This window comes from Massilia sp. TWP1-3-3, assembly GCF_049897805.1.
Taxonomy (GTDB): domain Bacteria; phylum Pseudomonadota; class Gammaproteobacteria; order Burkholderiales; family Burkholderiaceae_D; genus Telluria_A.
The window spans coordinates 49,634-62,448 of the sequence record NZ_JAFCWX010000033.1 but is presented as its reverse complement, the minus strand read 5'-3'; the positions used below and the strand labels follow the sequence as shown (position 1 = coordinate 62,448).

Below are 12,815 nucleotides of genomic sequence, written 5' to 3'. Positions count from 1 at the left end.
TCCCCACGCTGCGCTTCCGTCAACTCAACTTTCATCGCTACACGCATGATTTCCCCTCCATATGACAAGGATACATGCATATATATAATAAGTCTTATTATTTATGACGCACTACACTAACTGGGCCAGTTCGCTGGCCTGCTGCAACTAGAGAACTTGGGCCGGGCTGGGGCTGGCGGGCGAGCCCATGCGTTTCCAGGCGGTGTAGGAATTGCTGTTGTCGCTGTCGATGCGGTAGTGGCGCATGCTGACCGCTCTGGCGGGAATGCCGGCAATCTGCAGCGCCACGGGAGCGCCGGCGTCGATGATGTCGTCGTCATGATAGTTCCATACCATCACCGCCACGCGCCGCTTGCCGCGCGTGGCCAGCGCGTTGATGTCGGTGCGCGCGCCGCGCACGCCGCCCGCCTTGATGCTGGCCGCGTCGTAGGCCAGGTCGCCACTGACGGCCACGCGCTCCTCGCCCATCAGGCCGAACATGCGGAACACGTTCAACACTGGCTTGTTCACGCCATTGGTGGCCAGATCGCGAAAGCCGGCATACCACGGCTGGTCTTCAAATTCGAACGACCAGTTGACGGCGCCAATCAGGTTGACGCCGCGCTTGTCGGCCAGGTCGTATTCTCGCGCGATGGATGCTGCCGTATAACTGGCATACAGAGTGCCGTTGCGGTAGGCGTTTTCGGGCTTGGTGGCCATGCCGCAGGCGGCGCAGCCTTCCGGATCGGACTCGCCGATGATCACCGGCATGCCCTTTAGTTGCGGGTATTTTTCAACCAGGGCGAAGCCGTCGTCAAGGCGCTGGAAGTGCACGTCCATGCCCATGCGCACCACGCCGCCCACAACCTTGGGCGCGCCCTTGGCATGAAAGGCGACAAAGTCCAGGGGCGCGCCGGTCTTGCCGGTTGCGTAGTTCGGCTCCGTCAGCACGTGCCTGAGGAAGTCGTCCATGAAGCGGCCCGCGCCCGCCGTGTGCGGGCCGCCGATGCGGGCGCTGGGCAAGGCGCGCTTGACGGCATCGGCCGCGTAGTCATACATCTTGAAGTACTCGCGCTTGACGTCGGGTGCGATCAGGTAATGGCCGTCCGGCTCGTTCCACACTTCCCAGTACCAGCTCTCCACTTCCTGCTGGCCATAGCGCGCCACGCAATGGCGCACCCATTGATAGATCAGTTCGGCCCACTTGTCGTAGTCCTTCGGCGGCGTAGCCCAGCCCGTCATGATTTCCTGGTAGCGCACGCCCGGCTTCCAATGATGCTGGTAAGGCTGGGGATGTTGCGACAGGGCCTCCGGCATAAAACCAATTTGCGCCAGCGGCTTCATGTTGCGCTCGACATAAGTATCGAAGATCTGGTCGACGATGGTCCAGTTGTAGACCGGCTTGCCGTCCTTGTCTTCCGTGTACATGCCGGTCGATCCCCATTTCAGCGCGTAACTGCCGTCGCCGGAGGTCATCAGGTTGTGGGCGCGCACGTAGACGGGAACGGGGCTCAGGACGGCAATGTCGCTCAGCAGTTTTTTGCCGTTGGGGGCCGTGGTGTAGTTCGGTTCGTCGTAGCCGAACCAGGCCCAGATGGGCGTCATGGGTCCTTTGACATGGTTGATATCGACCGTCAGCTTGACGCTGGAAGGTGATGGGGCGACGCTGCCGTCATGGCAAGGGGAGCGGCGGCGGCAATCGTCAGCTGCGCGCAGGCGGCAAAGCTTAGCGCGGTCAATAATTTCATCATGGGGGTAGGTTCGCAGGCCGGGGTGGACCAGCAATGGTAGGCCGGTCTTGCGCGCTGAACCAATCGCCAATTAGTCGGGAAACATATCAAAACGCATATGTATTGCCCGTGAAGCCCGGAAGTTGGGCTTTTTTGTGGTGGGCTTGCAATGCTTCCTGGGCGAAAATAAAACTATTTTGACTATCAAGTATTCGCCGTGCGGGTCGTTTAGCGGGGCGCTTTGCACTTTCGGTGAGCACGCAATGCGCACTTTATTTCCATTGCTGACCATCAACTTCTGTTGCGCCGCACCGTTACCAAAAATAACTGCGGTGTGAGTGTCCCGGAACCGGGCAGACCAAAGTGAAAACAGGCACCTTCGCCTACCCGGCAATACCTTCTGGAGAATTATCATGGCTGCATTTATCAACACCAACACCGCATCGATGAACGCTCAGCGCAATCTGAACGCTTCGCAATCTTCGCTGACCACTTCGCTGCAGCGCCTGTCGTCGGGCATGCGTATCAACAGCGCCAAGGACGATGCAGCCGGCCTAGCCATCGCCGACCGTATGACGTCGCAAATTCGCGGCAACACCGTTGCCATGCGCAACGCAAACGATGGCATCTCGCTGGCCCAGACGGCCGAAGGCTCGCTCGGCAAGATCGGCGAAAACCTGCAGCGTATGCGCGAACTGGCGGTCCAGTCGATGAACAGCACCAACAGCGCCGATGACAAGTCGGCGCTTGACCAGGAATTTGGCGAACTGGCCAGTGAAGTGACGCGGATTGCTGGCGGGACCGATTTCAACGGCACAAAAATTCTCGGCGCTGGCGCTACCTCAGCCGGTTTCACCTTCCAGGTGGGCGCAGGAACCTCGGCCAACGACAGCATCACGGTCAAAACCAAGAACATGGCTGCCGAAGCAAAATTGGTCAACGTTGTCGGCGGCACCACCGGCACCACCATTGCCGCAGTCACCGACGATGCGACCACCACCACCGTCGACGAAACCGATGCAGGCGCTGCTGCCGGCGCCACCGTGGCACGCAAGACGCTGACCGGCACTGCCGCCCAAACCGGCGACATCGTCAACAAGATCGATGAAGCGCTGAAAACGGTGAACAAGGAGCGCGCTACCTACGGTGCCACGCAAAACCGTTTCGAATCGGTGGTAAGCAACTTGCAAGTGTCGATCGAATCGCAGTCAGCTTCCCGCAGCCGCATCATGGACACTGACTTCGCTTCGGAAACGGCCAGCCTGACCCGCGGCCAGATCCTGCAGCAAGCCGGCACCGCCATGCTGGCCCAGGCGAACTCGCTGCCAAACGGCGTGCTGTCCCTGCTGCGCGGTTAATTTACCAGCAAGCGTATCACCAGACCGCCCGGTCCGAATCCTTTCGGCCGGGCTGTTTTTCTGGCCAAGCCATCATTGCCGAAATGACATAAAACGTCGCTTGGGCATATTTTCACGATTTTTTTATTTCCCAGACTCAAGTTATCTCAAACTGCACCGTTACCAAAAATAACCGCGGTGTGATTGTCCCGGAAAAATGGGGCAGACCAAGGTGAACAAGGCACAGTCGCCTACCCGGCAATACCTTCTGGAGAATTACCATGGCTGCATTTATCAACACCAACACCGCATCGATGAACGCTCAGCGCAATCTGAACGCTTCGCAATCCTCGCTGACCACGTCGCTGCAACGCCTGTCGTCGGGCATGCGCATCAACAGCGCCAAGGATGATGCAGCCGGCCTGGCCATTGCCGACCGCATGACCTCGCAAATTCGCGGCAACACCGTTGCCATGCGCAACGCAAACGATGGCATCTCGCTGGCCCAGACGGCTGAAGGCTCGCTCGGCAAGATCGGCGAAAACCTGCAGCGTATGCGCGAACTGGCGGTCCAGTCGATGAACAGCACCAACAGCACCGACGACAAAGCGGCGCTTGACCAGGAATTTGGCGAACTGGCCAGTGAAGTGACGCGAATTGCCGGCGGCTCCGATTTTAACGGCACCAAAATTCTCGGCGCTGGCGCTACCTCGGCAGGCTTCACTTTCCAGGTAGGCGCTGGAACCTCGGCCAATGACAGCATTACGGTCAAGACCAAGGACATGACGGCCAACCAAAACATGGTCCGGGTCGTGGGCGGTTCGCTGACAGTCAACGTCGACGACGCAGCGACGACCAACATTGATGAAACCAACGCTACCGCAGTCCCTGTGTATGGACGTCAGGTCATTACCGGGACTGCAACGGCAACCAAAGACGTCGTCAACAAGATCGACGAAGCGTTAAAGACCGTGAACAAGGAGCGCGCTACCTACGGTGCTACGCAAAACCGCTTCGAATCGGTGGTGAGCAATCTGCAAATATCGATCGAATCGCAGTCTGCTTCCCGCAGCCGCATCATGGATACTGACTTCGCTGCGGAGACGGCTAGCCTGACCCGCGGCCAGATCCTGCAGCAAGCCGGCACCGCCATGCTGGCCCAGGCGAACTCGCTGCCAAACGGCGTGCTGTCACTGCTGCGCGGTTAATTTACCAGCAAGCGCAAGCCACGCAGCCCGGTCCGAATGATTTCGGCCGGGCTGTTTTACTTGCTACCCCGTCATTGTCGAGACGGCGCTACCGCGATGGTTCGCGCAGTTTTTACGCGAACCGCGGCAACACAATGCGCATGCTTTGCACATTTTCGTTTCCCAAGCTCAAGTTATCGAAAACCGCACCGTTACCCATAATAACTGCGGTGTGATTGTCCCGGAAAAATGGGGCAGACCAAGGTGAACAAGGCACCTTCGCCGACCCGGCACTACCTTCTGGAGAATTATCATGGCTGCATTTATCAACACCAACACCGCATCGATGAACGCTCAGCGCAATCTGAACGCTTCGCAATCTTCGCTGACCACGTCGCTGCAGCGCCTCTCGTCAGGCATGCGTATCAACAGCGCCAAGGATGATGCAGCCGGCCTGGCCATTGCCGACCGTATGACGTCGCAAATTCGCGGCAACACCGTTGCCATGCGCAACGCAAACGATGGCATCTCGCTGGCCCAGACGGCCGAAGGCTCGCTCGGCAAGATCGGCGAAAACCTGCAGCGTATGCGCGAACTGGCGGTTCAGTCGATGAACAGCACCAACAGCGTCGATGACAAGTCGGCGCTTGATCAGGAATTTGGCGAACTGGCCAGTGAAGTGACGCGGATTGCTGGCGGTACCGATTTCAACGGCACAAAAATTCTCGGCGCTGGCGCTACCTCAGCCGGTTTCACCTTCCAGGTAGGCGCAGGAACCTCGGCCAACGACAGCATCACGGTCAAAACCAAGAACATGGCATCTGAAGCAAAATTGGTCAACGTTGTCGGCGGCACCACCAGCACCACCATTGCCGCAGTCACCGACGATGCGAGCACCACCACCGTCGACGAAACCGATGCAGGCGCTGCTGCCGGCGCCACCGTGGCACGCAAGACGCTGACCGGCACTGCCGCCCAAACCGGCGACATCGTCAACAAGATCGATGAAGCGCTGAAAACGGTGAACAAGGAGCGCGCTACCTACGGTGCCACGCAAAACCGTTTCGAATCGGTGGTAAGCAACTTGCAAGTGTCGATCGAATCGCAGTCAGCTTCCCGCAGCCGCATCATGGACACTGACTTCGCTTCGGAAACGGCCAGCCTGACCCGCGGCCAGATCCTGCAGCAAGCTGGCACCGCCATGCTGGCCCAGGCGAACTCGCTGCCAAACGGCGTGCTGTCCCTGCTGCGCGGTTAATCTTTAGCCTCGGCATCAACATGATCCAGCCCGGACCGATTCGTCGGCCGGGCTGTATCGCATTATGGAACACATTTTGTTCGCCGCACTCCGCCCAGGGTGGCGAAAAGGACCACTACCGGACGGTTCCGCGCCGAATTGACGGGTAAATCCCCCTTTAAAGTAAAGTTGCTTGCTGCCGATAACCAGGTATATTCTAATTTTACGTAGGAGGCAATCGTGGGACTTTCCTCAGCTGGTCTTGGCTCCAATCTGCCGGTCGATAGTATCGTCACGCAATTGATGGCCGTCGAACAGAAGCCTCTCGCACTGCTCGACAAAAAAGTAACGACCTTTCAGTCCAAGCTGTCCGCGCTCGGCACGCTCAAGAGTGCGCTGTCGACCTTTCAGAGCGCCGTTACCAAATTGTCCAACCTGAGCAAGTTCATGGCCATGAACGGCGTCATGAGCGACCCTGCGGTGGCCGGCGTGACCGCTGGCGCCTCGGCCACGGCCGGGACCTACTCGCTTGAAGTGAGCAAGCTGGCGCAAGCCCAAAAACTGGCGACCGCCGGCCAGGCAAGTGCGAGCGCGGCGATCGGATCGGGCACCATCAATTTCGACTTCGGCACCGTCGCCGGCGGCACCTTCGACGCCACCACGGGCAAGTACAGCGGCGCTTCCTTTACTTCGGCCGGCGGCGGCCTCAAGAGCGTGGTCATCGATCCCGCCAACAACTCCCTGTCGGGCATCCGCGACACCATCAACAAGGCCGGCATCGGTGTCACCGCGTCCATCGTCAACGACGGCAGTGCCTCGCCCAATCGTCTGGTCTTGACCGAAACGAGCACCGGCAAGGCGAGCAGCATGAAGATCAGTGTCGACGCCGCCGGCGACGCCGCGCTCAAAACGCTGATGAACCATGACCCGGCCGGGGTGCAGGGCATGAAAGAAACGGTCAGCGCGCAAAATGCGGAATTCAAGCTCGATGGCCTGGCGATCAGCACCCCCACCAACAATGCCGGCGACGTCATTGAAGGGGTCACCCTCAAGCTGACCAAGACCAATGTCGGGACCCCGGCCAGCCTGACCATTGCGCGAGATACCGATGCGGTGGTCAAGTCGGTCAATGAATTTTCCAACGCCTACAATGCGATCACCAAAACATTGAAGGACTTGACCGCCTACAACGAAGCGACCAAGACCGGTGCGGTCTTGAATGGCGACGCCACCGCGCGCAGCATCTCGACCCAGTTGCGCACGATGCTCACTGCCCCGATTGCCACCGGCGACTCGGCCTTTTCGGTGCTCTCGGCCGTTGGCGTGAGCGTCAAGGCGGGCGTGATGGCGGTGGACGACGCCAAGCTCAAAAAAACCATCGACAGCAATTTCAGCAGCATCGCCGGCCTGTTCGCCGCGGTGGGCAAACCGAGCGACTCGCTGGTGGCCTTCAAGAGCGCCAGCGACAAAACCGTGGAAGGCAACTACGCGGTCAACATCAGCCAGCTCGCGGCCAAGGGTAACGTCGCCGGCAACGCCACGGCCAACCTGGTCATTGGCAGCGGCAACAAGACCATGGACGTGACGCTGGACGGCAAAACGGCCACCATTACCCTGGGCGAAGGTACTTACGCCAGCGCCGACGCACTGGCCACCGAAGTGCAGTCCAAGATCAACGGCAGCACCACGTTTTCCGCTGACAGCTCGGCCGTCACCGTCACCAACACCGCCGGCAAGCTCACCATCACCTCGAACCGATTCGGCTCTGCCTCAGGTGTCAGCCTGGCCGCCGGCGCCGGCGCGGACAGCCTGCTCGGTCTGACCCCCGTCAGCAACGCCGGCCGCGATGTGGCCGGCACCATCGGCGGCGTGGCCGCCACCGGCAGCGGCAAGACGCTCACCGGCGGCGTGGGCGATGCCGAAGGACTGGCCTTGACGATTGAAGGCGCCGGTGCGCGCGGCACGGTCAACTACTCGAAGGGCTATGCAGCCCAGTTCGAGACGTTTGCAAAGAAACTGCTCGACACCACCGGCCCGCTTACCTTGCGCACCGACGGCATCAATACCTCGATCAAGGAACTGGCGGCGAACCGCCAGAAAATAGTTGATCGCCTGGCCGACGTCGAGAAGCGCTATCGCACGCAGTACACGACGCTCGATACGACCATTAGCAAGATGAACGCCACCAGTAGCTACTTGACTCAGCAGCTCGCTTCGCTGGCACGCCTGTAATTAAAGTTTATTGAAAGGACATACCATGTTTGGATCAACGCGCAGCGGTGCCAATGCCTACGCCAAGGTTGGACTGGAAACCGGCGTCGTCGCCGCCAGCCCCCACAAACTGATCGTCATGCTGTTTGAAGGCGCCATTGTCGCCATCAACAACGCCAGGACCGCAATGAAGGCGGGCCAATTCGAAGTCAAGGGCAAGGCCATCACCAAGGCGGTCCTGATCGTCGACGAAGGCATGCGCGCCAGCCTGGACAAGAAAGCCGGCGGCGAAATCGCGACCAACCTCGACGCCCTGTACGCTTACATCATCCAGTGCCTGATGCGGGCCAACCTGCGCAACGACCAGGCCCTGCTCGACGAAGCGCTGACCCTGTTGACCGACCTTAAAACAGCGTGGGACGCGATCGGCAATGTAGCGCCTCCCGCACCGGCCCCGGCCCCAGCCCCAGCCCCGCGCGCGACCGTCTACGATGGCCTGGCGCCACGTGCCACCTCTTATGTAAGCGCTTGAACCCATGAACAGCGAACAAATTATTTCGATTTACGAAGAAGTGTCGAGCCTGACAGGGCAAATGCTGGCTGCGGCCCAAACGCGCGACTGGGAGAACCTGGCCGCGCTCGAATCGCACTGCACCAGCCACGTGGCCACGCTCAAGCAAGCCGAGCCGGCACTGCCATTGACGGGCGAACTGCGCGCGAAAAAAATTCGCATCATTCACCAGATCATGGCCCAGGATCGCGAAATCCGTTGCCTGACCGAACCCTGGATGGCCGAACTGGCCGCGCTGATGCACAGCGCCGGCACCGAACGCAAGTTGTCGCGCGCCTACGAGGCGCACCGCACGGCTTGAAGCGCGCGGTTTAGTTTATTTAACCCAACATGCAGCTGCGCACCGACCTGACGCCGGCCGGCACGGTCGGCAAGGTCGACCGCGCCGGCCGCGCCGACGGCGTCGCCGACCCGCGCCAGGAAGCCTTCCAGCGCACCATGTCCGGCATGGTCGGCAAATCGATGCTCTCGCAAGTGCTCTCGCGCCTGGTCGACGGCAATTACATTGTCCGCGTCGCAGGCGACCCGGTGCGCATGCAGCTGCCGCCTGGCACCAGGATCGGCAGCGAAGTGCCGCTCACGCTGCTCTCGGCAGACCCCCGCCCCACCTTCCAGATCACCAATGGCAACGGCCAGGCGCTGCCCGGCACGCTGTACACGCCGCCCTCGCCGGCCTCGCAAGCTGCGCAATTGCTGGCCGACACTGCCAATGCCCTGCCGGCCAAGGGTGCCGCCGCCACCGCCGGCGCCGGCGGCACGGGCGGCGCCGCGCCGCTGCAAGCGGCCGTTCCCGCCAAGGATGGCGCCGCCGCCGCATTGCTGGCGGGCGCCCCGCCGGCGCCGGTGCTCAGCGACGCGGGGCGGGTCATCAGCAGCGTGATCGTGGCGGCCCAGAATGCACCGGGCGCCGCACTGGCGCTTGCCGGGCACCAGCCGCTGATGGCCAACCATGCGCCGGACCCGGCGCAACTGGCCGCGCGCCTGCAGGACGCCATCGGCCAGAGCGGCCTGTTCTACGAATCGCACCTGGCCGAATGGGCCGAAGGCACGCGCCCCTTGAGCGAACTGATGCGCGAGCCGCAGACCGGCCGCCTGCCCTCGCCGGTGACCGATCCCACCACCGCCCAGTTCATTAACCTGCAACTGACCAGCCAAGAACAGGCGCGCGTCGCGTGGCAAGGCCAGCTGTTGCCGGGCCAGCACATGGCATGGGACATCCACAAGGACGCCACAGACGGGCACGGCGGACGCGGGGCCGGTGGCGAGGAAGCGCCGACCTGGCGCAGCGGCATGACGTTCCGCTTGCCATTGCTGGGCGAAATCGCCGCCACCGTGGTGATGGCCGGCGACACCTTCCAGATCGAGATCCAGACCGGCAGCAGCGCCGTGGGCAGCCTGCTGCGCTCGCACGCGGCCGAACTGACAGGGGCGATGGAGGCGGCCGGCACGCCGCTGTCGTCACTGTCGATCGGCCACAAGCGCGAGGATGGCGATGGCTGACGCGGCCGATAAAGTCACGCTCAAGCGCAAGCAGCAAACCGCGGTGGCGCTCGCTTACACGGACGGCGCGCCCGCGCCCAAGGTGGTGGCCAAGGGCAAAGGCTTGATTGCCGAACAGATCATTGCACGGGCTGGCGAAGCGGGCGTGTTCGTGCACGAATCGAAGGAACTTGTGGCATTGTTAATGAATGTCGACCTCGACAGCCAGATCCCGCCCGGTCTGTACCGCGCGATTGCGGAACTGCTGGCCTGGCTATATCATATTGACTCCGCGCACGGGGCAAGAAGCACGCCGCCGCCCGATGCAACCCGATTCATCGACACCTAACAACGGCCGCGCCAATGCACACTCAAGAAGGTTCACTGCTGGAAAATTGGCACGACTATGAAGTCGATTCGCGCCGCGAGATTGTGTCGCTGCTGCGCGCCATTGGCGAAAAAAACCAGCTGATCCGCATGCTGGTGCGCGGCGAAGCGGACGTTTGCGTCACTTCCATCCTCGACGTCGATCCCGACACCAACAGCATGTACTTTGACTGCTCGATCGAGGCCGATCAAAACCGCCGCATCCTGGAAGCCAAGCGCTTGTCGTTCGAAACCACGCTCGACAAAATCCGCATCCTGTTTTCCACCGAAGCGGCGCGCGCCACGACCTACCAGGGCGGGCCGGCGCTGCTGGTGGAGATCCCGCCCACGCTGATCCGCCTGCAGCGGCGCGAATACTACCGCATGGCCACGCCGGTCAGCAACCCGGTGCGCACCACCATCCCGATCCCGCCGGAACTGGGCGGCGGCAGCGCCATCGTGCCGCTGGCCGACATCAGTTGCGGCGGCATCGCGATTCTCGACAACAAGCTGATGCTGGGCGACACCATCGGCAACAAGTATCCCGACTGCCGCCTCGACCTGCCTGAGATCGGCATGGTGACGACCGGGCTGCGGATCCGCAATTCGATGGAACTGACGCTGCTTAACAACAAAACCAACCGCCGGCTGGGCTGCGAATTTATCGACATTTCGCGCGGCAATCTGGCGCTGGTGCAGCGCTACATCACCAAACTTGAACGCGAGCGCAATGCGCGCATTGCCGGCCTGAGCTGACGGCAGCGGTCACGCGGGGCGGACCGGCGCATTGCTGCTTGCGCGCCGGGTTGTTCAGCGCTTCGCGTTGACCTCACGCCAAAACTGCCCCGGACTGCGCCTGGCCAGCGGGAGCAATTCGAGCGCCCGCGCGCACTGCGCCCCAAGCTGCGCCACCTGCCCCAGCTCCTCGAAACCGGACCCGAATGGCGCCGCCGGGTCGCCGATCGCATTGATGTCGTCGGCCTTGAGCGCCCTGCGGCATGCCTGGGCGCCGCCGCCAAAATGCAGCGCCGCGCGCGCGTGGTCGTTTTCGGCCATCGCCATCACGCCCAGGTCGAACGCCGCAGCAACCGCCTTGGACGCCAGCAGTGGACCGAACTCCATGAAGTCGGCCTGCGCCACCGCCGTCAAATACATGCTCGCCAGCGCGCGCTCGCCGCGCGCCTGCGCCAGGCGAGCGGCCACGTAAGCGGCTGACATCTGCCAGCGCTTGGCGTGCGGATTGGGCATGTCCTGCCCCAGGTAGGCATCGATCAGCGGCATCAGGTCGTCCACGTGCGGCGACTGCGGCTGCGCCAGCAGCGCGTGGCCGAGCACCGTCAGCGCCGCGCCGAAGTCGGCGCTTTGCATCGGCATCTGGCCAAGCGCGCGCGCGGCCAGATCGGTCAGCAGCGAGCGCTCGCGCAGGCGTGTTTGCCGGTCGACCATGGTCCGGTACAGCCACGGGTTGTCGTAGTGGCCGCCAATGTCAGCGACCCAGCATCCGGGCAGCGGCGCCCTGCCGGCCAGCGCGCCGTCGCGGTAGGCGCGCTGCGCAGCCTTGGCCAGCGGGTCGCATGCTCCGACCAGGATCAACCACTCGGTTTGCTCGTCGGGTGCGTCCAGCGCCAACTGGTCGAGCATGCGCGGCCAGTCGCGCAGCTTGAAGCCGCCCGGCGCGCTTTGCGCATAGCGCTCTTCCAGCAAAAAGCAGGCGCCCATGGTGGCGCGAAAGGTGGCGTAATCAAAGGCGTGAAAGTGATACGGATTCGGGTCGTTCCCCGTCTCGTCGACCCACAAGTTGGGGACGCTGGCGATGATCCGGCCATCGGGACGCAATACGCGCAGCGCCTCTTTTAAAAAACCCTGGTAATCCTGCAGGTGCTCGATGGTTTCAAACGTCACCACCAGGTCGATGCTGTCGTCTTCCAGGAACGACAGGTCCGTGGCGCTGGCAGCCACGTATTCGACGCCGTACTGCGCGCCGAAATTGGCCGTGGCGTAGGCGGTCGATCCAGGATCGATGTCCACGCCGATGTAGCGCGCGCCGCCCGACTGCGCCGCCAGGATGGCGCTGCCGTAGCCCAGACCGCAGGCGCAGTCGAGCACCGTGTCGCCCGCGCGCACCAGCGTAGCGGCCAGCGCATAGCGCACCATGTGGGCGTCGGCGCGCTCGCCCGCTTCGCGCGACATGTCCATGTGCAGCTTGCGATCGGCCAGCAACTGCTCGAAAGGAAAAGCGGCCAGCGCGGCGGGGGGGATGCGCTCGAATTCGAGCAGCGCCGGCACCAGCGGGTCATTGCATTGGCCCGTGTAGCGCTCGCACGAGACGGCCTGCGGGGCACGCCTGAACCCGGCCCGGATGGCGGCGTTTTCCCAGTCGCGGCGCAGCCCCACTTCGGGCGAGGCGCAAATCAGGTCACGGTGCTCGGCAAAGCGGATCACCACCCAGCGCGCTTCGATCCGGTACAGTTGCGCGAAGCTCGATTCGAGCGTGCCGATTTCAAGCATGGCGCTCGCCTCGACCACCACGCAGTCGTAGCGCGCGTGCGTATCCGCGCGCCACGGCGCCAGTTCTTCCAGCGCGTTGACGCTGTCGACCAGCGCGCCGTGCAGGCGTAGCTCGGCAGCGGGAGCCGGGTCGTTGCCTCCCACGCACAACACGGCGCCGGCGCCGAACATTCCGAGAATTTCCTGCACATCCTTGAGCGCCATGCTGTT

General features: G+C 62.4%; 11 protein-coding genes. 9 read left to right on the top strand and 2 right to left on the bottom strand.

Features of this window, described 5'->3' with window-relative positions; translation table 11 throughout:
- Positions 1-147 precede the first annotated feature (147 nt).
- Positions 148-1,584 carry a GH39 family glycosyl hydrolase gene (locus ACP7D4_RS23875; protein ID WP_426211714.1) on the bottom strand — a complete coding sequence of 479 codons (1,437 nt, stop codon included), beginning with the start codon at positions 1,582-1,584 and terminating at the stop codon, positions 148-150.
- A 538-nt stretch (positions 1,585-2,122) separates the two neighbouring features.
- On the opposite strand from ACP7D4_RS23875, the gene ACP7D4_RS23870 reads away from it, so the two are divergent.
- From ACP7D4_RS23870 to ACP7D4_RS23830, 9 genes are all read left to right on the top strand, one after another.
- Positions 2,123-3,067 carry a flagellin gene (locus ACP7D4_RS23870; RefSeq protein ID WP_426211712.1) on the top strand — a complete coding sequence of 315 codons (945 nt, stop codon included), beginning with the start codon at positions 2,123-2,125 and terminating at the stop codon, positions 3,065-3,067.
- Between the two features lie 260 nt (positions 3,068-3,327).
- Complete coding sequence (locus ACP7D4_RS23865) at positions 3,328-4,254, top strand: flagellin (RefSeq protein WP_426104638.1); 927 nt, start codon at positions 3,328-3,330, stop codon at positions 4,252-4,254.
- A 292-nt stretch (positions 4,255-4,546) separates the two neighbouring features.
- On the top strand, positions 4,547-5,491 hold the full coding sequence (locus tag ACP7D4_RS23860; RefSeq protein WP_426211710.1) for a flagellin: 945 nt from the start codon (positions 4,547-4,549) through the stop codon (positions 5,489-5,491).
- Positions 5,492-5,710: 219 nt separating this feature from the next.
- Positions 5,711-7,702, top strand: coding sequence for a flagellar filament capping protein FliD (gene fliD, locus ACP7D4_RS23855; protein ID WP_426211709.1), 1,992 nt, complete (start codon positions 5,711-5,713; stop codon positions 7,700-7,702).
- 25 nt (positions 7,703-7,727) lie between these two features.
- Positions 7,728-8,213, top strand: a complete 486-nt coding sequence (fliS, locus tag ACP7D4_RS23850) for a flagellar export chaperone FliS (RefSeq protein ID WP_426211707.1) — start codon at positions 7,728-7,730, stop codon at positions 8,211-8,213.
- 4 nt (positions 8,214-8,217) lie between these two features.
- The gene (locus ACP7D4_RS23845) at positions 8,218-8,553 is read left to right on the top strand and encodes a flagellar protein FliT (protein WP_426104642.1); all 336 of its coding nucleotides are present in this window, start codon (positions 8,218-8,220) and stop codon (positions 8,551-8,553) included.
- A gap of 29 nt (positions 8,554-8,582) precedes the next feature.
- Complete coding sequence (locus tag ACP7D4_RS23840; protein ID WP_426211705.1) at positions 8,583-9,752, top strand: flagellar hook-length control protein FliK; 1,170 nt, start codon at positions 8,583-8,585, stop codon at positions 9,750-9,752.
- A complete protein-coding gene (locus ACP7D4_RS23835; protein ID WP_426104645.1) occupies positions 9,745-10,080 on the top strand; it encodes an EscU/YscU/HrcU family type III secretion system export apparatus switch protein in 336 nt (111 codons plus the stop codon). Before ACP7D4_RS23840 ends, ACP7D4_RS23835 begins: the two co-directional genes overlap by 8 nt.
- Before the next feature lie 14 nt (positions 10,081-10,094).
- Positions 10,095-10,853 carry a flagellar brake protein gene (locus tag ACP7D4_RS23830; protein ID WP_426211703.1) on the top strand — a complete coding sequence of 253 codons (759 nt, stop codon included), beginning with the start codon at positions 10,095-10,097 and terminating at the stop codon, positions 10,851-10,853.
- A 54-nt stretch (positions 10,854-10,907) separates the two neighbouring features.
- Here ACP7D4_RS23830 and ACP7D4_RS23825 read toward each other — a convergent pair whose 3' ends face one another.
- Complete coding sequence (locus ACP7D4_RS23825) at positions 10,908-12,809, bottom strand: class I SAM-dependent methyltransferase (RefSeq protein ID WP_426211701.1); 1,902 nt, start codon at positions 12,807-12,809, stop codon at positions 10,908-10,910.
- Between the last annotated feature and the right edge of the window lie 6 nt (positions 12,810-12,815).